This is a genomic window from Mycolicibacter minnesotensis (assembly GCF_010731755.1).
GTDB lineage: Bacteria > Actinomycetota > Actinomycetes > Mycobacteriales > Mycobacteriaceae > Mycobacterium > Mycobacterium minnesotense.
Genome location: NZ_AP022589.1, coordinates 73583 through 94222, shown reverse-complemented (window position 1 = coordinate 94222; position 20640 = coordinate 73583). Strand labels below are relative to the sequence as shown.

The window sequence follows — 20640 nt, the reverse complement described above, 5'->3', positions numbered from 1 at the left end:
GCGATCGCCTTGATGGGACCATCCGATTCTCAAGTGCCGGTGTAGCTTTCAGGTTCTACTGATTGAAACTCGATCGAGGCGTCTTCTGCTCCATGGGTGCTGCAGGCGGCGCCCTAATTCCCTTGGCGAACAAGCTAATTCATTGCTATCGGCGCTTCCCTCTGGTTGGCCTCTCCGGGAAACTACATGCGAGGCTGCCGCCTCGGAGGTCGACAGTATTCGGCCACGGTGGTCCCATGGCTAGTGAGAGGAAGTCACTCGAGGGTGTGATTCCCCGTTCGGAAGGAGATTGGCCATGCCGCACTGCGTCTTCCCCGAGGGGCTGATCGCCAGCTGCCCGCCTCCCGTAGGACTTGAGCGCGTGCCTGAGTTGGGGTGGTTAGTGTGACGGCGCCTGCGTTTATGGCCTTGCCGCCGGAGGTGCATTCGGCGTTGTTGAGTAGTGGTCCGGGGCCGGGTGCGGTGTTGGCTGCGGCGGGGACGTGGAATTCGCTCAGTGCCGAGTATGCCGAGGTGGCTGCGGAGCTTGGTGAGGTGCTTGGTGCGATTGAGGCTGGGGTGTGGGAGGGTCCTAGCGCGCAGTCGTATGCGGCTGCCAATGTGCCGTATTTGGCGTGGTTGGCGCAGGCTAGTGCTGATAGTGCGGTGGCGGCGGCTCAGCATGAGACGGTGGCGGCGGCCTATGTGACCGCGTTGGCGGCGATGCCGACGATGGCGGAGCTGGCTGCCAATCATGCAGTGCACGGAGTTTTGGTGGCGACCAATTTCTTTGGGGTGAACACGATTCCGATTGCGCTCAATGAGGCGGACTACGCGCGGATGTGGGTTCAGGCGGCGGCCACGATGAGTGCTTATCAGGCGGTTGCGGGTTCGGCTGCGGCGTCTGTGCCGCCGACTCCAGTGGCGCCGGCGATTCTGAAGTCAGAGGCGGCTGCCGGAGTCGCGGACTCATCAGATCCGTTGGACCCATGGGGGCCCGCCCACACCTGGACCGACCCGGTACTGGAGGGCATCGCGCAGGTGTTGCGATCCGTGGGGGTCAACTGGGAGCCTGCGAGCGGCACCATCAACGGGCTGCCGTACACGGCGTACGTCAACCCCGCGACCGGCCTGTACTGGGTCAAGAACACGGTGACCCTGATTCAGGAGGTCAACTACGTCCTCTTCAACTTTCCCACGAACCCGGAAGTGGCACTGCTCCTTCTCAACCCGGCAACGCTCTCGACCTTCCTGATCGCGCATCCCCTGGTCGCCATCGAACTGGGTGTCGCGATCGGCTCGAGCCTTACCGCGCCCTGGGCGGGACTGAGCGCGCTGTCGGCACTGGCCGCCATACCGTGGCCAACGGGATCACCGCTGCCGCTGGACGTACTCCCGCAGGCGGTTGCGGATCCTGGTCCGGTTACCACGGTGCCGAATCTGCATGTGGTGGGTCTGCCGGGGTCGGTGCCGGCGACCGGAGCGCCGGCGGCAGCGCCGCCGGCGAGTGTGCCCGGCGGTGCGTCTCCGCCGGCACCGGCGCCTGCAGCGCCGGCGGCGATGGGATTTTTCCCGGCCGTGGTCGGCTTCGGAGGCGGTCCCGGTGTGGGCTTCGATTCGACCAACAGGACCGGAAGCGGCGCGAGGGCGCAGGCGAAGAGTCCGGCGTCGGACTCTGCAGCGGAGGAGTCGGCTGCGCGGCGGTCTTCGCGGACGCGTCGCCGGCGCAAGGCGCAGCTGCACGATCACGGGTATGCCGACATGAATGTTGAGGTGGATGCCCAATGGGCACCGCCTACCGGTGGGGGGTCACTTGCTTCGGACGGGAGCGCGGGCGCGCTCGGGTTCGAGGGAAGCGTTGTCAAACATGACGTGCGGCAAGCGGGACTGACCACCCTGGCGGGGGACTCCTTCGGCTCTGCTCCGACTGCACCACTACTGCCGGGTAGCTGGACCGGTCAGCCTAGTGAAGTGAAGGATCCCGACGCACAGCCCTGATCGCCGACAAGCGCACTTTAGTCATTTCCTCGCTGTGCGGCGTCCACCGCTGCGCGCGGCGGACGCCGCACAGTCTCTTGTTCGCATCCTCCTTGTCGCATGCGCGAACACATGCATGCCCGGACGACTGCTCCGCCTCGCCGAATCTGACCGGGCTGGAGCCACTACAACTTTGTTGCACAGCATGATTCGAGAAGACCGGCGCCTCGCAGATCTGTCATGCGCAGAATCGAGAGCAGGCACGACTGCGGACTTCCGCCACGGTGAGCATCACCAGACCGCATGCCGGATCTGACTTCCCAGTGCCGGTCTGTCATTCCGAACCTGCTGATTCAAACTCAGAGCGTGCGACGTGCAACGATTAACATATCTTCCTTCAATTCTGAAAAATGCCTCTCACCAGCACTATTCAGAAAAATCGAGCTGACGTTCCCCGGCCCCGCATCCCGGGTCAGAGCGCGCCCTACGCCGCCCCGGCGGTCGACACGTGTTCGGTCTTGGTGGTCGTATGAGTACCACAAGGCAGTTGCCTGAGGGTGTGTTTCTCGGTTCGGAAGGAGATTGGTCATGCCGCTACATGTCGTCCCCGAAGGACTGGCCGCCGCCAGCGCTCGTATCGAAGCGTTGAGCGCCAGGCTCGCCGCCGTCCACGCCGGCGCGGTGCCGATCATCACGGCAGTGCTTCCTCCCGCCGCCGACCCCGTCTCCCTGCAGAGCGCAGCGACATTGAGTGGTCACGGAAGTCGGCATGTCGTGGTCGCCGCGGCCGGCACAGCTGAACTCGGCCGCTCGGGCATCGGTGTCGGCGAGGCGGCTGTGGGCTATGCGGTCGGCGACGCCCACGCGGCAGCGGTCTACTCGAGTTGGGGTGGTTAGTGTGACGGCGCCTGCGTTTATGGCCTTGCCGCCGGAGGTGCATTCGGCGTTGTTGAGTAGTGGTCCGGGGCCGGGTGCGGTGTTGGCTGCGGCGGGGACGTGGAATTCGCTCAGTGCCGAGTATGCCGAGGTGGCTGCGGAGCTTGGTGAGGTGCTTGGTGCGATTGAGGCTGGGGTGTGGGAGGGTCCTAGCGCGCAGTCGTATGCGGCTGCCAATGTGCCGTATTTGGCGTGGTTGGCGCAGGCTAGTGCTGATAGTGCGGTGGCGGCGGCTCAGCATGAGACGGTGGCGGCGGCCTATGTGACCGCGTTGGCGGCGATGCCGACGATGGCGGAGCTGGCTGCCAATCATGCAGTGCACGGAGTTTTGGTGGCGACCAATTTCTTTGGGGTGAACACGATTCCGATTGCGCTCAATGAGGCGGACTACGCGCGGATGTGGGTTCAGGCGGCGGCCACGATGAGTGCTTATCAGGCGGTTGCGGGTTCGGCTGCGGCGTCTGTGCCGCCGACTCCAGTGGCGCCGGCGATCCTCAAGTCGGAGGCTTCGGCAGCGGCTGCGGACTCATCGGACCCATGGGGGCCCGCCCACACCTGGACCGACCCCTTTCTCGAGGGCGTCGCGGATTTCGTCCGAGCAGTCTTCGGCCTCAATTGGGATCCGGTGACCGGCACCATCGACGGGCTGCCCTACACCTCTTACACCAACCCTTTGACCGTGGCCTACTGGCTCAAGAACACACTGACGCAGATCCAAGAGATCGACTACATCATCGCCAACTTTTCGACGAACCCGGAAGTGGGCCTGCTCCTTCTCAACCCAGTGACTCTCGCGCCGTGGCTGCTCGCGCACCCCTTGACCGCCATCGAGCTGGGTGCCGCGATCTCTTCGAGTCTCGCGGCACCCTGGGCGAGCTTGAGTGCATTGTCGGCACTAGGCGCTTTGCCGCGGCCATTCGCCTTCGCACTGCCCATTGACGTGGGGCTTCCGCAGGCGGTTGCGGCTCCTGTGCCGGTGACGACGGTGTCGAACCTGCATGTGGTGGGTCTGCCAGGGTCGGTGCCGGCGACCGGAGCGCCGGCGGCAGCGCCGCCGGCGAGTGTGCCCGGCGGCGCGGCTCCGCCGGCACCACCGCCTACGGCGCCGGCGGCGATGGGATTCTTTCCGGCCGTGGTCGGCTTCGGAGGCGGTCCCGGTGTGGGCTTCGATTCGACCAACAGGACCGGAAGTGGAACGGGTGCCCACGCGAAAAGCCCGGCATCGGATTCCGCTGCGGAGGAGTCGGCTGCGCGGCGGTCTTCGCGGACGCGTCGCCGGCGCAAGGCGCAGCTGCACGATCACGGGTATGCCGACATGAATGTTGAGGTGGATGCCCAATGGGCACCGCCTACCGGTGGGGGACCGCTTGCTTCGGACGGGAGCGCGGGCGCGCTCGGGTTCGAGGGAAGCGTTGTCAAACATGACGTGCGGCAAGCGGGACTGACCACCCTGACGGGGGACTCCTTCCAGAGCGCTCCAACCGAGCCACTACTGCCGGCCAGCTGGACCGGTCAGCCCAGCGAAGGAGCGAATGGCCACGGACAGACCTGATCACCGGAAACACAAGGCAATCGATGTGGACAGGGAGTAGACGATGAGTTTTTTGGATGCACATATTCCGCAGTTGGTGGCGTCGGAGTCGGCGTTTGGTGCCAAGGCGGCGTTGATGCGGTCGACGATGGCGCAGGCGGAGCAGGCGGCGTTGTCGGCGCAGGCGGTGCATGTGGGTGAGGCGGCCGCGGCGTTTCAGGGATCGCATGCGCGGTTTGTGGCGTTGGCGGCACGGGTGAATGCGTTGCTGGACACGGCGCAGGTGAACTTGGCGGATGCGGGCAGCACGTATGTGGCGGCTGACGCCGCGGCGGCGAGCTCCTACACCGGATTCTGACGAGAAGGGAATTGAGTGATGTCGCAGATTCTGTACAACTACCCGGCGATGTTGGCGCACGCCGCGGAGATGAATGGGTACGCGGGCACGTTGCAGGCGGTGGGCGCGGACATCGCCACTGAGCAGGCGGCGTTGCACGCGGCGTGGCAGGGCGATACCGGGCTGACCTATCAGGCGTGGCAGGTGCAGTGGAACCAGGCGATGGAGGAGTTGGTTCTGGCCTATCGCGCGATGGCGTCGACGCACGAGACCAACACGTTGCTGATGAACGCGCGCGATACCGCCGAGGCCGCCCGCTGGGGCTGACTCCGGCGCCAGCTCATTCGGGGCGTCCAGATCGACGCGCCTTTCCCCGTACAACCTTTGCGCCGAAATGTTTTTCGGCCTCCCGCCGCGCATGACGGATCGTCGGCGCACCGCATGAACATCGCACACAAGTCAGCTCGTACAACCTTGAGGAGAGAACTATGTCCAGCAGCTCGTCGCCCACCCGCACCGACCTCGACGTGGTGAAACTCGGCGAATACATCGGCGCCCGGATAGATGGCGTCCAGTTGGGCGGTGACCTGGACAACGAGACGGTCACCGCGATCAACGACGCGTTGGTCACCCACAAGGTCATCTTCTTCCGGGGACAGCACAATCTGGACGACGTCAGCCAGTTCGAGTTCGCGCAGTTGCTGGGTACCCCGACGGCGCCCCACCCGCTGCTGAAGGGCGAGGGCGCGATCCTGCCGATCGACTCGTTTGGAGGCACCGCCGCCAACAGCTGGCACACCGACGTCACGTTCGTGGATCGGGCCCCCAAGGCATCACTTCTGCGGGCCGTAGAGCTGCCCCCCTACGGCGGAACCACCCTGTGGGCGAACACCGTCACCGCCTACGAGCAGCTGCCCCATCCGCTGGCCCGGCTGGCGGACGAGCTCTGGGCCGTGCACAGCAACGCCTTCGACTACACGCAGCTCGACTTGACCGACTCCAAGCAGCTGGAGAAGTACGCCGACCTTCTGCAATCCGAAGAGTTCCAGCAGTACATCCAGACGTTCAACTCCACCACGTACGAGACGCAGCACCCGGTGGTCCGGGTGCATCCCGAGAGCGGAGAACGTTCGCTGCTTCTCGGCAACTTTGTGCAGCGAATCGCCGATGTGAAGCACTCCGAGTCGCGTGCGCTGTTCCAGCTGTTCCAGGAGCGGATCACCCGGCCGGAGAACACCATCCGGTGGAACTGGCAGCTGGGCGATCTGGCGATCTGGGACAACCGTTCTACCCAGCACTACGGAGTCTCCGACTTCGGGCAGGCGCATCGGCGGTTGCACCGCATCACCCTCGCCGGCGACATTCCCGTCAGTGTCCACGGCGAGCGCAGCCGCGTACTCCAAGGGGACGCTTCGGCGTACTCCGTCATCGCAGAGCCCCGAGCAGTGGCATAAGCCACCGCTCGACCCGGGCCGTACAGCTTTGAGTGGGAAGTGATCTGAGAATGAGTAACCGTGACGTGGGTGTGCTGGACGCACGCACCGCCACAGCCAGAGTGGACGCCGACGTCGTCAGCCGGTTCGCCACCTGCAGTAGGGCACTGGGCATTGCGGTCCACGGTCGGAAGCGGCCCGCCGACCTGGACGCGGCTCGCACCGGTTTCGCGGCGTTGACCCGCGTCGCCCATGAGCAGTGCGACGCATGGGTGGGGCTGGCTGCGGCCGGTGATACATCGCCACGGGTGCTGGAGGCAGTGTGGCGCACCGCGCCCACGGTGGGAATCCTGCAGCGGAAGCTTGAGCTTCCGCCGGGCGAACTGGGCTTCCACTACGACTCAGGTCTCTACCTGAAGTTCCGCGCCACCGATACCGACGACTTTCGACTGGCCTACGCCGCCGCGCTCGCTGCGGCCGGCCGTTTCGGCGAGGCCAATCGGATCGTCATCGAGATCGCTGAGCGCAGGCCAGGTTTCCGTGACGCCCGCTGGATCGCCATCGTGATCCACTATCGGGCTCAGCGTTGGTCGGATGTCGTCAAGCTGCTGACGCCGATCGTCAACGATCCAGGACTCGACGAGCTGTTCGCCCACGCCGCCAAGATCGCCCTGGGCACAGCGCTGGCCCGGCTGGGTATGTACGCGCCGGCGTTGTCCTACCTCGAAGAACCGGAAGGCCCGATCGCGGTCGCCGCCACCGATGGCGCGCTGGCAAAGGGTCTTATCTTGCGGGCGCAGGACGATGAGGAGACCGCGGCGGAGGTACTGCAGGACCTCTATGCGGCCAATCCGGAGAACGAAGAGGTCCAGCATGCCTTGCTGGACCACAGTTTCGGGATCGTCACGACCACCGCGGATCGGATCGCGGCGAGGACCGATCCCTGGGACCCCGCGACCGAGCCGGCTGAAGCCGACTTCATCGATCCGGGATCACACGAGCGCAAGGCCGAACTACTGGCCGAGGCCGAACGTGAACTCGCCGAATTCATCGGGCTCGACGAGGTCAAGGATCAGGTTCAGCGGCTCAAAAGTTCCGTGGCGATGGCGATCCGGCGTGAACAGCATGGCTTGGCCGTCGCTCAGCGTGCTCATCACCTGGTTTTCGCGGGTCCGCCTGGAACCGGTAAGACCACCATCGCTCGCGTGGTGGCCAAGATCTACTGCGGCTTGGGACTGTTGAAGAAGGAGAACGTGCGAGAGGTCCACCGGGCTGACCTGATCGGTCAGCACATCGGGGAGACCGAGGCCAAGACCAACGCGGTCATCGACAGCGCGTTGGACGGCGTGCTGTTCCTCGATGAGGCCTACGCCCTGGTGGCCACCGGTGCCAAGAACGACTTCGGCCTCATCGCGATCGACACGCTGCTGGCGCGGATGGAGAACGACCGCAACCGGCTCGTGGTGATCATCGCGGGTTACCGGGCCGACCTCGACCGGTTCCTCGACACCAATGAAGGTCTGCGGTCACGCTTCAGCCGCAGCATCGACTTCCCGTCCTACACAGCGGCCGAGCTGGTGGAGATCGCCACGGTGATGGCGCAACACCGCGACAGCGTCTTTGAGCCCTCCGCGCAGGAAGACCTTCAGACCTTGTTCGCGCACTTGGCGTCTGCCTCGCACCCGGATGCCAACGGTGTTGATCGGCGCAGCCTCGACATCGCCGGTAACGGCCGGTTCGTGCGAAACCTGGTGGAGCGCTCCGAGGAAGAGCGTGAATTCCGGCTTGACCATTCCGAACAGGCCGGCACCGAGGCGTTCACCGATGAGGAGCTCATGACCATCACGGCCGACGACGTTAGTAACTCGGTGGCACCGTTGCTGCGCGGCCTCGGATTGGAGGTGCAGGCGTGAGCGAGCAATCCGATTGGTCCGACGACGGGCGGCGTTCCTTCGCCTCTCGTACTCCGGTGAACGAGAATCCCGACCGGGTGGAGTACCGACGCGGGTTCGTCACCAAGCACCAGGTCAGTGGATGGCGCTTCGTCATGCGACGGATCGCTTCCGGAGTGGCGCTGCACGACACCCGGATGCTGGTGGAGCCACTGCGCTCGCAATCCCGAGCGGTACTGATGGGCGCGGTCCTCCTGGTGGCTGGATTGGCCGGCTGCTTTGTCCTGACCCTGATTCGGCCCAACAGTGCGGCCCACAACGATCCGGTGTTGGCCGACCGGTCGACTTCGGCGTTGTATGTCCGGGTCGGCGACCAGCTGCACCCGGTGCTGAACCTGACCTCCGCGCGACTCATCGTGGGCCGTCCGGTCAACCCGACTCCGGTGAGACCGGCTGTCCTCGACGAATTCCCGCGGGGCAATCTTCTGGGCATTCCCGGGGCGCCCGAGCGGACGGTGCAAAGCACTTCTGTCGACGCACACTGGACGGTTTGCGATGCCGCTTCTGGCACGGCCAGCGGCGTTACCTTGATCGCAGGTCCGTTGGACAGCAGTGGTTCTCGGGCCGAGACTTTGCAGCCTGACCATGCGGTGCTGGTCGACAACGGTGCCGGCGCATGGCTGCTGTGGGACGGCAAACGCAGCAGGATCGACCTCAGCGATCGGGCCGTGACCGCAGCGCTTGGTGTGGATGCCGCAGCGAGGCCACGGCAGATCGCTACCGGACTGTTCAACGCGATCCCCGAGGCGCCGCCATTGACGGCACCGGCGATCCCCGAGTTGGGAAGCCTCCCGTCGTTCGGCTTGCCCGTGCCCGTCGGTGGTGTGGTCGTAGCCCATGAGGTCACCGAGAGCAATTCTGCTGGTGGGTTGCGTTATTACGCGGTGCTGGGGGATGGTTTGCAGCCGATTTCGGGTGTGTTGGCGGCGGTGTTGCGTAATTCGGATTCGCAGGGGTTGGATCGGCCGCCGGTGTTGGGTGCTGATGATGTTGCGCGGTTGCCGGTGTCGGGGTTGTTGGATGTGTCGCGTTTTCCGGAGCGGCCGGTGCGTGTGGTGGATGTGGTGTCGGCTCCGGTGACGTGTGCGCAGTGGAGTAGGCCTGCTGGGGCTTCGACGAGTTCGTTGGTGTTGTTGTCGGGTTCGGTGTTGCCGTTGCGTGAGGGTGTGGCGACGTTGGATCTGGTGGGTGCTGGTGTGGGTGGGACTGCTGCTCGGGTGGCGTTGCCTGCGGGTTCGGGGTATTTCGTGCAGAGCGTGAATGGTGATCCGGCAGCGGATCCGGTTGCAGGTCCGTTGTTTTGGGTTTCTGACACGGGTGTGCGTTATGGCATTGACACTGAGGGCGGCACCACTGGTGGTGAGGGTGACACGGTGTCGGCGTTGGGTTTGAGTGAGCCTGCGGTGCCGATTCCGTGGTCGGTGTTGTCGCAGTTTGCGGTGGGGCCGTCGTTGTCGCGCGTCGATGCGTTGTTGGCTCATGACGGTTTGGCGCCGGATGCGCGGCCGGGTCGTCGGGTGTCAGCGGTTGGTTCTAGCGGGGGAGAGACCCGATGAGTCGTTTGATCTTTGAGGCACGTCGTCGGTTGCCGGTCCCGCCGGTGGATCGGGGTGCGATCACTGTGGAGCCGCCGCCGGAGTTGCCGCGGTTGGTTGCAGCGTCATTTTTGCAGCGGGCGTTGCCGGTGGTGATCGTGTTGTTGATCGTGGGCATGGTGATTGCCATGTTCGCCACGGGTATGCGGTTGATCTCGCCGGTGATGCTGTTCTTCCCGTTCGCGTTGTTGGTGGCGGCGGCGGGTATTTATCGCGGCGGGGACAAGAAGTCCCGCACTGTTGAGGTCGACGCTGAGCGGGCGGACTATCTGCGGTATTTGTCGGTGGTCCGCGACAACATTCGGGGTTCGGCAGCTAAGCAGCGGGCGGCGGCGGAGTGGTCGCATCCGGATCCGGTGGACTTGGTGGCGGTACCCGGTTCGCGTCGGCAGTGGGAACGCGATCCCCACGATGAGGACTTCCTGGTCGTGCGCACGGGCCGCCATGTCGTGGGGCTGGCGAGTGCGGTGCGGGTGGCTGATACCGCTGATGAGATTGATTTGGAGCCGGTGTCTCACAGTGCTCTGCGCAGTTTGTTGGATACCCAGCGCACGGTGCGTGATGTCCCGGTGGGCTTGGATGTGGCGTCGGTGTCGCGGGTGACGGTGCTTGGTGAGGGTGAGCAGGCCGGCGATGAGGTGCGTGCGGCGGTGCGGGCGTGGCTTGCTCAGGCGGTGTGCTGGCATGACCCGACGATGTTGGGGGTGGCGTTGGCGTCGCCGGAGTTGGAATCTCCGGAGTGGTCGTGGTTGAAGTGGTTGCCGCACACTGATATTGCGGGTGCGGTTGATGGTGTGGGCCCGGCCCGGTATTTGGCGGCCAGTGGTGAGCAGTTGGTGGGATTGTTGGCGCCGGTGTTGGCGACACGTCCACCGTTTACCGGTGAGCCTGCTGATGCGGTGCGGCACTTGTTGGTGATTGTTGATGACCCGAATTTTGATGTGGCGGCCTCAGTGTTGGGTGCCGGTCGTGCTGGGGTGACGGTCATTGTGGTGGGCGGTGCTAGCGCTCCGCATCGTGAGCAGTACCCCGACCCGGAACGCCCGATCTTGCGGATCACCGCCGGCGGGCAGGCCATTGATCGCTGGCAGACCGGTGGCTGGGTGCGGTTTGTGGATGCCGCTGACAGTGTGAGTGTTGCTGATGTGGGGCATTTGGGCCGGCGGTTGTCACGCTGGGATTCCAATCCCACTCATGCCGGGTTGCGGTCGGCGGGCACTCGGGGTGCGACGTTCACCACGTTGTTGGGCATTGCTGATGCCTCGCAGTTGGATGTGCCGGCGTTGTGGTCCCCCCGGTCTCGTGAGGACGAGCTGCGGGTGCCGATTGGGGTGACCGCGACCGGGGAGCCGTTGTACTTCGACCTCAAGGATGAGGCCGAGGGCGGGATGGGTCCGCACGGGTTGATGATCGGTATGACCGGTTCGGGTAAGTCGCAGACGTTGATGTCGATCCTGTTGTCGTTGCTGACGACGCATTCGGCGGATCGGTTGATCGTGATCTACGCCGACTTCAAGGGTGAGGCCGGCGCGGACATCTTCCGGCATTTCCCGCAGGTCGTTGCGGTGATCTCGAACATGGCCGAGAAGAAGTCCCTAGCCGATCGGTTCGCGGACACGTTGCGTGGTGAGGTCGCCCGCCGGGAGTTGTTGCTGCGGGAGGCGGGCCGCCGGGTTCAGGGCAGTGCGTTTAACTCGGTGACTGAGTATGAGGCGGCGATCGCGGCCGGTCATGATCTGGCGCCGATCCCGACCCTGTTCATCGTTGCTGATGAGTTCACGTTGATGTTGGCCGATCATCCCGAGTACGCCGAGTTGTTCGACTACGTCGCCCGTAAGGGCCGTTCCTTCCGGATCCATATCTTGTTCGCGTCGCAGACGTTGGATGTCGGCAAGATCAAAGACATCGACAAGAACACGTCGTATCGGATCGGGTTGAAGGTCGCCTCGGCGAGCGTGTCGCGTCAGATCATCGGTGTCGAGGACGCCTATCACATCGAATCGGGTAAAGAACATAAAGGTGAGGGCTTTTTGGTGCCGGCCCCGGGTGCGGCGCCGATCAAGTTCCGTTCCACCTATGTCGATGGGATTTATGATCCGCCGCGGCGATCGCGGGCGGTGGTGATCAATGCCTTGCCGGAACCGAGACTGTTCACCGCCGCAGCCGTGGACTCCGGGCAGGACACCACGATCGTCGATGAGCAGGAGTTGCCCGAGGTGGCGCCGCGCAAGTTGATCGCCACCATCGGTGACCAGCTGGCCGGGTATGGGCCCCAGGCGCCACCGTTGTGGTTGCCGCCGTTGGAGGAGCCGATCCCGTTGGCGGCGACCCTGGCCACCGCGGGGATCTCCGAGCGGGCGTTGCGGTGGCCGTTGGGGCAGATCGACAAGCCCTTCGACATGCGTCGTGACCCACTGGTCTTTGATGCCCGCTCCGCCAGCGGCAACCTGCTCATCCATGGCAGCCCCAAGTCGGGTAAGACCACCGCCTTGCAAACGTTCATCCTTTCGGCGGCAGCACTGCATTCCCCGCGGGAAGTCAGCTTCTACTGCGTGGATTACGGGGGCGGGCAGTTGCGGGCCCTCGACGGGCTGGCTCATGTGGGCAGTGTGGCCTCGGGGCTGGAACCGGACAAGATCCGCCGCACGTTCGGGGAACTCGAGCAGTTGTTGACCGCACGTCAGCAACGTGAAGCGTTCCGCGACGGCAGTATCGGTGCCTTCAACGACGGCTACGGTGAAGTGTTCCTGATCATCGACAACCTGTATGGGTTCAGTCGTGACAACACCGATGCCTTCAACACCCGCAACCCGTTGCTGGCCAAGGTCACTGAACTGGTCAATGTGGGGCTGGCCTACGGCATCCATGTCGTGGTCACCACCCCCAGCTGGCTGGAAGTGCCGTTGGCGATGCGTGACGGTTTGGGCCTGCGCCTGGAACTGAAACTCCATGATGCCCGCGACTCCAACGTGCGTGTTGCTGGGGCGTTGACCCGCCCGGCTGAAGCCGTGCCGGCCAACCAGCCCGGTCGCGGTCTGACCATGGCCGCCGAGCATTTCTTGATCGCCCAACCCGACCTGGAGCAGATCGCTGCGATCAACGCCCGCCACCCCGGCTTGGCTGCACCCCCGGTGCGGTTGCTGCCGACCAACCTGGCCCCCGAAGAACTCGGAACCCTCTACCCGGCACCAGAGCATGTGGTGATCGGGGTGCGCGAAGAGGACCTGGCACCCGTGCAGGTCGACTTCACCACCAACCCCCTGCTGTTGGTGCTCGGTGACACCAAGTCAGGCAAGACCAGCCTGCTGCGGCACCTCATCCGCACCGTGCGCGAACACAACACGGCTGAGCAGGTCGCGTTCACCGTCATCGACCGGCGCCTGCACCTCGTCGATGAGCCCCTCTATCCCGACAATGAGTACACCGCCAACGTTGACCGGGTCATCCCGGCGATGCTGGGCCTATCAGCGTTGGTCGGCTCCAGACGCCCCCCGGCGGGCTTGTCTGCGACCGATCTGGCGGCCTGGAGCTATGAGGGCCACACCCACTACCTGATCATCGACGACGTTGATGCGATCCCCGACACCCCAGCGCTGTCTGGGCCCTACGCCGGGCAACGTCCCTGGACCACCCTCATCGAACTGCTCTCCCAAGCAACCGATCTGGGACTACGCGTCATCGTCACCGGCCGCGCCACCGGCTCCGGCCACGCACTGATGACCAACCCCCTCCTCAGACGCCTCAACGACCTCCAAGCCACCACACTCATGCTCTCCGGCAACCCCGCCGACAGCGGCAAAATCCGCGGCCAACGCTTCGCCCGCCTCCCCGCAGGCCGCGCAATCCTCCTAGCCGACAACGACGAACCCACCTACCTACAACTCGTCAACCCCCAATTCAGCCAAACCTTGACGCGCTAGGAGAAGAAACCATGTCACTTCTGAACCTGAGGACCCCGTGATGGCCAACGCTGTGATACCGATCGTGCGGATTGCTGTCCTGGCCGACAGCCGACTGACTGAGATCGCCCTGCCCGCGGACCTACCCCTGCGCGAGATCGTTCCCACGGTCCAACGTTTGGTCCTACCAGACGATTCGGACGATTCCGATGACGTCGGCGGTGCCCAAGCGATACCCGAGCGAATCAGCCTCGCGCCCATCGGCGGCGCACCCTTCAGCCTGGATGCCAGCTTGGACACCGTCGGGGTGGTCGACGGTGATCTGCTGGCGCTGCAGCCGGTGCCTCCCGGGCCCGCTGCACCCGGCATCGTCGAAGACATCGCCGACGCGGCGGTGATCTTCTCGGAGTCCAGGCGTCACCCGTGGGGCCTGGCGCATATCCAACGCGGAGCACAGGCCGCGCTTGTCGCGTGGATCCTGGCGGCCACCGGGTTGGCGGCGACTTATCGGGTCGCGGCCGGCGCACCTGCGGGCTTGTATGCGCTCGCAGCGATTGCTCTGATTACCGCGGTCGTCGCGTTGGCGGCTCGGCCACCGCACGATGCTGTTGTGGCGGTCGCCGCACTGGCACCGATCGCTGCGGCGCTCACCTTGGCGGTGCCGGGACAGTTTGGTGCGGCGCAGGTGACGCTGGGCGCCGCCGGCGTTGCCGCATGGTCAGCGATCCGTGTTTTCGCCGTGCGACGAAACCTCGGCTTCTTCACCGCCACGGGAGTCCTCGGGGCGAGTCTGACCGTGGTGGCCGCCGCGGCATCGCTGTGGTCGTTGCCAGTGAGCACCCTCGGTGGGGGACTGATCGTGATCGGACTGCTGTTCAGCGTCGCGGCGCCGCAGCTGGCCGCACTCTGGGCGCGGTTCCCCCTCCCGGTCATCCCGGCGCCAGGAGATCCCACCCCTGCTGCTCCGTCGCAACAGGTGTTGTCAGACTTGCCACGGCGGGTGCGGGCCGCTGATGCCTACCAGACCGGACTGGTTGCAGGCGCAGTGCTGCTGAGCACCTTGGGATCGTTTGCGGTTGCAGCCCAACCAGCGACACTGCCGGGGTGGGGATGGTATGCCGTCGCGGCGAGTGCTGCAGCTGCTGTGTTGCGGGCGCGCGTGTGGGATTCGGCGGCGAGCAAGGCCTGGTCACTGGCCCAGCCCTACCTGGTGGCGGCCGCCTTGCTGGTCTACTACGCAGCGACAGGCCGCCCGTTCGCCGCACTGTTGGCGCTGGCAGTGCTGACAGTGTTGGTATCGGCGTGGTTGGTGGCCGCCTTGGTTCCCGCCGTCGGCGACCCGCACAGCTATTCCCTGCCGCTGCGTCGGCTGGTGGGCTTTGTTTCTTCGGGTCTGGACGCCTCGCTGATTCCCGTGATCGCCTACCTGGTGGGGATATTCAGCTGGGTCCTCAATCGATGACCAGCCTGACCGGAGCCGGTCTGAGACCGGCTGGGCGGGTGGGGATCACCCTCACCGGGCTTGTTGTGGTGCTGGCTACAGCCTTGTGCACGTCCCCGTCGGGTTCGGCGATCACTCCGCCGACCGTCGATCCCGCGGTGGCTCCACCGAGTGGAACCCCCGGTCCGGTGCAAGCCACTCAACAGTTCGGCGAGTGCAGCACCTCAGAGGTCATCGCGGGAACCGATCTGGCAGCGCCCAATCCCGCGTTTTCGCTGCTGGATCTTCCTTCAGCGTGGCGATTCTCCCGCGGTGAAGGCCAGACGGTTGCCGTCATAGACACCGGGGTCCGGCCTGGACCGCGGTTGCCCGCAGTCGATCCGGGGGGAGACTACGTCGGTACCACTGACGGTCTTGTCGACTGCGACGGGCACGGAACGCTCGTTGCGGGACTCATCGCCGGTCAACCCGATGGCGACGGCTTCTCCGGCGTCGCACCTGCGTCACGGGTGCTTTCCCTGCGAGCCACCTCCGCAAAGATCACGCCCGCAGCCTCTACCGGGGATCCAGAGGTCGTACGGGCGAACGCTGCGGTGACGGCACTGAGCCGGGCGATCGTGCACGCCGCAGATCTTGGTGCACAAGTCATCACCGTCTCGGCGGTGTTCTGCCTGCCGGCCGATCGCGACATCGATCAGTCCGAGTTGGGAGCTGCGCTGCGCTACGCCGCAGTCGAGAAAGACGCCGTCGTGATCGCTGCTTCCGGTGACAGTGGTTCCGGGGGGTCGGTGTTCGGCGGACCCGGATGCCAGTCCAACCCGCTGACCGACCTGAGCAGGCCCGCCGACCCGCGCAACTGGGCCGCTGTCACCTCGGTGTCGATCCCATCATCGTGGCAGCCCTACGTGTTGTCGGTGGCGTCGTTGTCGGCTGACGGTCAGCCGTCGAAGTTCACCGCGGCTGGACCGTGGGTCGGTGTCGCGGCACCGGGCGAAAACGTTGTATCGGTGAGCAACCGCGACGATGGCGGCCTGGCCAATGGCCTGCCCGGAGCCAAGCAGCGACTGACCTCGCTCAACGGCACCGGCTACGCGTCGGCCTATGTGGCCGGTATCGCGGCACTCCTGAGGAGCCGCTACCCGGACCTCGCCGCGACGGAGGTGATTCACCGGATCACCGCAACCGCCCACAACGTCGCCCGCGCGCCATCGAACATCGTGGGTGCCGGCGCGGTGGATCCGGTAGCCGCCCTGACCTGGCACCTGCCCGCAGGGGGCGGCCGCGACGCAGATCCGGTGAAACAGGTTGCCGCGCCTCCTGAGCCGGCTCCGAAGGACTACACACCGCTGGCCGTTGCATTCGGCGGCACAGCGGCGCTGACATTGACCGCCCTGGCCGCCGCGATCGTGGCGCGTCGGCGAAAGGAGACCGCACTGTGAGCACGTACCGATCACCCCGGCTCGGTACCGGACGGATCACTTTGGTGCTGTTGGCGCTTGCCGCCGCGGCGACGGCCTACCCATGGGAGTCAGGACGGGAGCGCTGGGTGCTGGGCGTCGCCATTGCCCTGGCGGCCGCATCGGTGGCACGGTGGCGGGGCTTGCACCTCACGACGCTCGTGCGGCGCTGGGCGGCACTCAAGCTGCCCCGCGGTGGTGAGCGGGGCGCACACCGGCCCGATACCAATGAGCGGGTCACAGTCCTCTTGGCGGTGACGGCGCCGAAGAGTGAGCCCGATCTACTCCCGCTGCCGCTGATTGCCCGCTACTTGGACCGCTACGGCCTGCGGGCTGAGGCGATCCGGGTCACCAGCCGAGATGTCGTGGATGAGTCAGGCAACCGCACTCGAACGACGTGGATCGGGCTCACCCTCTCTGCGGTGGAGAACCTGGGCGCCCTTGCGGCCCGGTCCCCGGAGATCCCGTTGCACAGAACTGCGGTGGTAGTCGCCCGACGGCTTGCCGACAGCCTGCGTGAATCCGGCTGGGCGGTCAACCTTGTCGGTCCCGAGGAGATCCCGGACCTCGACGACGGCCACTCCCGCGAGACCTGGCAGGCAGTAGGGGGCGATGGGGGCGATTATCTTGCCGCGTATGGGGTTACGCCCGGACATGATGTTCCTGAGCTGCTGGCGAAGGTGTGGTCGCATCCGGCGCCGGAAACCTGGACGGTCCTAGAGATCGCCGGCTCGGGTGACGATCAGACCCTCGCGCTCGGCGCAGCCTTGCGCACCGCGGGGCAACCCACTGGCGTGCCCGTGCCCGGACTGAGCCCGCAACCCGGAAACCAGCGGGCGTCACTGGCGGCGCTGCATCCGTCATCGGGGCAGCACCTCGACGGTCACGTCGCCGTGCCCCATGACGTGCTGACCCGGGTGCAGTGGCCGAGCAGCATCGCGGGACGGGCCCCGGCGCAGAGTGTTGCCGGCTGAATAGTGTGTGGTCTTGACGTCATGCGCCACGTGCCCTGACCCCGCAGGGGGGGGGCTGTTCTTTGCCGATGGAAAGCGATACACCCGGCAGCCAATGGCCATCCGCTCAGGAACCGCCGGGGCAGTCGCTCAATGACGCCGCGAGTCAGCCAGCACGATTGTGGCTACCAGTGGCCGTTATTTCTGCCGCTGTCGTGCTGGCCGTTGGGCTGGTCGCCGCTGCTCTGATCGTGAGTCGCGGCGGCCATGCGCCGGCTGGCGAATCATCTCATCGACCAGAGGATCGAGCATCTGCCAGTCCTCCACCGGAGGGTCGAGCTTCCTTCAGCTCGTTGTCGAGCAGATGCAGGCCCAGCACGGTGCCGCTCGTCAACCTGGACTATGACGCCGCCGATGAGCCCCGGCTGGCACTGCCGCTACCGCCCGGATGGCGATTGGACTCGGCGCCGATGTCGCCAATAGTTCGGGCGGTGAGCACTGGGCCAGGTCGAGAGGACAACCGCTATCAGCCGAAAGCGGTTCTGACACTGGAGAATAATTCCGAGCTGGTAGACACTCCAGAAGAAGCAATCGACGCGCAAATCGTCGGGGTATCCAGGATTGCCGTCGTTGTTGACGATATCCGCGGCACGACTTGCGGTTACTCCTCCGCGATTGTTACCTACGATACGGGCGTGGACAATCACGGTGCCACCTGCCTGATCGTTGCGGGCTGGGGCAGTCGCAACACACTGTGGTCCGCCACGCTCACCGTTCAGGGCTTCGATCCGCACAACCCGGACTACGTTAGCGAGAAGGACTCAATCCTCAGCGGCTTCCAGTTCGCCTTCACCGGCGACTAATCGGATTGCAGGGCTATGCGCAGCGCGTCGATCTGGTCCAGGTCGGCTTGGCCCGCCTGAACGTGGACCGCGTGCAGGTCCCCGTTCCAGGCAAAGGGTGGCTGGTAGTCATCGGAGACCGGTAGGCCACGGTCGTAGCCGAGGGTCAGGTGCGTGCCGCCGTGCTGCCAGATGAACGGCAGCGCATGTTCGGTCGTCGTAGTTGCGATGACGGTGTCATCGACGATGGCGTCGATGGCGACACCTCCGGACACCAGTCGTAGTACGCAACCGACGAGGTGGCGGCCCGAGGGGAGGCGCTGCTCGGATCGCAGGTGCAGCGGGCCGCTGGGCAACGCCACCGCGACGTTCAGGCTGCCGTCGACGACGTAGGCGGCCAACCCGCCGTTGCGGTCGCCGATGGCGAACAGCACACCGCTGGGGGAGTCCGGCGAGACCTCCACATCGGCGAGGATGTGACCTCCGCCCGCAAGCATCGGCAGCGCCTCATCGAGCACCGGTCCGGCCTGCGGATACAACGTGACCTGCAGGCCGACAGGATACTGCGGCAGCGCCACGGCGGATAGCCGACCGATCAGTGAGTCCAGCAGCGGCAGAACGTTGTTCGACTCTGCTTCGTTCGACCATTGTTCCTTGAGCTGCTCGATGACTTCCGGATGGTCCTCGGCGAGGTCGTGCGACTCGGAGAAGTCCTCGTCGAGGCGGAACAGTGCCCAGTGGTCGCTCTCGAAATCGCGGCTGCCGGTGAGCAGCAGGTCCTCGTCCATCACGCCCACCGGAACGTGATCGGTGGTGGCTTTCCAGCCGTCGGCGAAGATCGCCCGTGAACCCATCATCTCGAAGTACTGCACGGAACGCGGATTGGGTGCCGCGGGATCGCTGAAGGAGGGCAGCAGGCTGGCGCCCTGGATGGGCTGCTGGGCAATGCCGTCCACCGACTCCGGGGCGGTGACTCCGCACGCGTCGAGCACTGTCGGCAGGACGTCGATGGCGTGGGCGAACTGTCCACGAACCCCGCCGCCCTCGCGAATGGTCTTGGGCCAGTGTGCGATGAATGGCACCCGGGTGCCCCCGAGCCAGGTGTAGCGCTTCCACAGCCGAAACGGTGTGTTGCCGGCCCACGCCCAGCCCCACGCGTAGTGCGGGTAGGTGTGCGGACCGCCCCACTCGTCGAGCTGTGCCAGGTTGTCGGTGAGATCATCGCGGATTCGGTGAGTGAACCGGTGCTCGTTGACGGTGCCCGATACGCCGCCCTCGGCGCTGGCGCCGTTGTCAGACATCAACAGAATCAGGGTGTTGTCGAGCACGCCAATACGCTCCAGAGTGTCGACCAATCGGCCGATCTGCGCGTCGGTATGGCTCAGGAAACCGGCATAGACCTCGTGCATCCGGGCGTAGAGGCGGCGTTCGTCAGCGCTGAGGTCCTCCCAGGCCGGCACCCACGGCGGCCGCGGCGTCAAGGTCGTGTCAGCCGGGACAACACCGGATTTCACCTGACGAGCAAACAAGTCGTCGCGCCAGGAATCCCATCCGACATCGAACTTGCCCGCGTAGGCGTCCGCCCACGAGCGCTCCACGTGGTGCGGCGAATGCATGGCGCCCGGAGTGAAATAGAGGAAGAACGGCTTGCCCGGGGCGTTGGCCTGTTGACTCAGCACCATCCGAATCGCTTCGTCGGCGAGGTCCTCGGTCAGGTGGTATCCCTCGTCGGGCCGAGCGGGCGGCTCGACGAATGAATTGTCACGAACCAGCTCCGGTGCCCATTGATTGGCATCGCCCCGGAGAAATCCGTAGTAACGCTCGAATCCCAAGCCCAGCGGCCATTGGTCGAACGGCCCCGCGCCGCCACGCTCCCCGCGCGGAACCAGATGCCATTTGCCGGTCGCCAGCGTGCTCCAGCCTGAGTCCCGCAGAATCCGTGGCAGCGTTGCTGCCGAGCGTGGAATGTGCGCGGTGTAACCGGGATGCGTGGTGGGCAGATCGGCGAGGAAACCCATTCCGACCGCGTGGTGATTGCGCCCGGTCAGCAGCGCTGCCCGAGTCGGCGAGCACAGGGCGGTGACGTGGAACCGGTTGTAGCGCAGGCCTCCGGACGCCAGTCGATCGATTGCAGGAGTAGCGATATCGGACCCGTAGCAACCGAATTGAGCGAAGCCGAGGTCATCCAGAAGGATCACCACGACATTGGGCGCGTCCTGTGGTGCGCGCTGGGGCAGGCTCATCTCGGTAGGTCACCTTTCGCCGTGTCTTGTGGGTAGTCGCATGACTACTTTGCTGGGAACGCTGG

General features: G+C 65.3%; 14 protein-coding genes. 13 read left to right on the top strand and 1 reads right to left on the bottom strand.

The features are described 5' to 3' along the window. Nucleotides 1-384: 384 nt before the first annotated feature. From G6N09_RS00425 to G6N09_RS00365, 13 genes are all read left to right on the top strand, one after another. On the top strand, nucleotides 385-1977 hold the full coding sequence (locus G6N09_RS00425; protein WP_083027638.1) for a PPE family protein: 1593 nt from the start codon (nucleotides 385-387) through the stop codon (nucleotides 1975-1977). Nucleotides 1978-2544: 567 nt separating this feature from the next. After that, nucleotides 2545-2853: a PE family protein gene (locus G6N09_RS00420; RefSeq protein ID WP_083027637.1), complete on the top strand. Its 309-nt coding sequence runs from the start codon at nucleotides 2545-2547 to the stop codon at nucleotides 2851-2853. Between the two features lies 1 nt (nucleotide 2854). Continuing rightward, the gene (locus G6N09_RS00415; protein WP_083027636.1) at nucleotides 2855-4444 is read left to right on the top strand and encodes a PPE family protein; all 1590 of its coding nucleotides are present in this window, start codon (nucleotides 2855-2857) and stop codon (nucleotides 4442-4444) included. A gap of 43 nt (nucleotides 4445-4487) precedes the next feature. After that, complete coding sequence (locus tag G6N09_RS00410) at nucleotides 4488-4781, top strand: hypothetical protein (protein ID WP_046187970.1); 294 nt, start codon at nucleotides 4488-4490, stop codon at nucleotides 4779-4781. Between the two features lie 18 nt (nucleotides 4782-4799). Continuing rightward, on the top strand, nucleotides 4800-5087 hold the full coding sequence (locus G6N09_RS00405) for a WXG100 family type VII secretion target (RefSeq protein ID WP_083027635.1): 288 nt from the start codon (nucleotides 4800-4802) through the stop codon (nucleotides 5085-5087). A gap of 161 nt (nucleotides 5088-5248) precedes the next feature. Further along, on the top strand, nucleotides 5249-6214 hold the full coding sequence (locus G6N09_RS00400; RefSeq protein ID WP_083027634.1) for a TauD/TfdA dioxygenase family protein: 966 nt from the start codon (nucleotides 5249-5251) through the stop codon (nucleotides 6212-6214). A gap of 50 nt (nucleotides 6215-6264) precedes the next feature. Then, nucleotides 6265-8106 (top strand): type VII secretion AAA-ATPase EccA, encoded by a 1842-nt coding sequence (eccA, locus tag G6N09_RS00395; RefSeq protein WP_083027633.1) that lies wholly within the window; start codon nucleotides 6265-6267, stop codon nucleotides 8104-8106. Beyond that, entirely contained in the window at nucleotides 8103-9701 is a 1599-nt protein-coding gene (gene eccB, locus G6N09_RS00390; RefSeq protein ID WP_163752590.1) for a type VII secretion protein EccB, read from the top strand. The genes eccA and eccB overlap by 4 nt, the downstream gene beginning before the upstream one ends. Further along, nucleotides 9698-13660, top strand: coding sequence for a type VII secretion protein EccCa (gene eccCa, locus G6N09_RS00385; RefSeq protein ID WP_163752587.1), 3963 nt, complete (start codon nucleotides 9698-9700; stop codon nucleotides 13658-13660). The genes eccB and eccCa overlap by 4 nt, the downstream gene beginning before the upstream one ends. A gap of 40 nt (nucleotides 13661-13700) precedes the next feature. Further along, the gene (gene eccD / locus G6N09_RS00380) at nucleotides 13701-15101 is read left to right on the top strand and encodes a type VII secretion integral membrane protein EccD (protein ID WP_109558887.1); all 1401 of its coding nucleotides are present in this window, start codon (nucleotides 13701-13703) and stop codon (nucleotides 15099-15101) included. Then, a complete protein-coding gene (mycP, locus tag G6N09_RS00375; protein WP_083024933.1) occupies nucleotides 15098-16519 on the top strand; it encodes a type VII secretion-associated serine protease mycosin in 1422 nt (473 codons plus the stop codon). Before eccD ends, mycP begins: the two co-directional genes overlap by 4 nt. Next, the gene (eccE, locus tag G6N09_RS00370) at nucleotides 16516-17511 is read left to right on the top strand and encodes a type VII secretion protein EccE (protein ID WP_083024931.1); all 996 of its coding nucleotides are present in this window, start codon (nucleotides 16516-16518) and stop codon (nucleotides 17509-17511) included. The genes mycP and eccE overlap by 4 nt, the downstream gene beginning before the upstream one ends. A gap of 470 nt (nucleotides 17512-17981) precedes the next feature. Beyond that, a complete protein-coding gene (locus tag G6N09_RS00365) occupies nucleotides 17982-18353 on the top strand; it encodes a hypothetical protein (RefSeq protein ID WP_133053082.1) in 372 nt (123 codons plus the stop codon). Here the strand turns inward: G6N09_RS00365 and G6N09_RS00360 are convergent. Continuing rightward, nucleotides 18350-20575 carry an arylsulfatase gene (locus G6N09_RS00360; RefSeq protein WP_083024927.1) on the bottom strand — a complete coding sequence of 742 codons (2226 nt, stop codon included), beginning with the start codon at nucleotides 20573-20575 and terminating at the stop codon, nucleotides 18350-18352. The two genes, G6N09_RS00365 and G6N09_RS00360, sit on opposite strands and share 4 nt — an antisense overlap. Between the last annotated feature and the right edge of the window lie 65 nt (nucleotides 20576-20640).

Coding starts and splice junctions, on each gene's coding strand:
- G6N09_RS00420 (WP_083027637.1), top strand. CDS start 2,545: ATGCCGCTACATGTCGTCCCCGAAGGACTGGCCGCCGCCAGCGCTCGT.
- G6N09_RS00410 (WP_046187970.1), top strand. CDS start 4,488: ATGAGTTTTTTGGATGCACATATTCCGCAGTTGGTGGCGTCGGAGTCG.
- G6N09_RS00405 (WP_083027635.1), top strand. CDS start 4,800: ATGTCGCAGATTCTGTACAACTACCCGGCGATGTTGGCGCACGCCGCG.
- G6N09_RS00400 (WP_083027634.1), top strand. CDS start 5,249: ATGTCCAGCAGCTCGTCGCCCACCCGCACCGACCTCGACGTGGTGAAA.
- eccA (WP_083027633.1), top strand. CDS start 6,265: ATGAGTAACCGTGACGTGGGTGTGCTGGACGCACGCACCGCCACAGCC.
- eccCa (WP_163752587.1), top strand. CDS start 9,698: ATGAGTCGTTTGATCTTTGAGGCACGTCGTCGGTTGCCGGTCCCGCCG.
- eccD (WP_109558887.1), top strand. CDS start 13,701: ATGGCCAACGCTGTGATACCGATCGTGCGGATTGCTGTCCTGGCCGAC.
- mycP (WP_083024933.1), top strand. CDS start 15,098: ATGACCAGCCTGACCGGAGCCGGTCTGAGACCGGCTGGGCGGGTGGGG.
- G6N09_RS00360 (WP_083024927.1), bottom strand. CDS start 20,575: ATGAGCCTGCCCCAGCGCGCACCACAGGACGCGCCCAATGTCGTGGTG.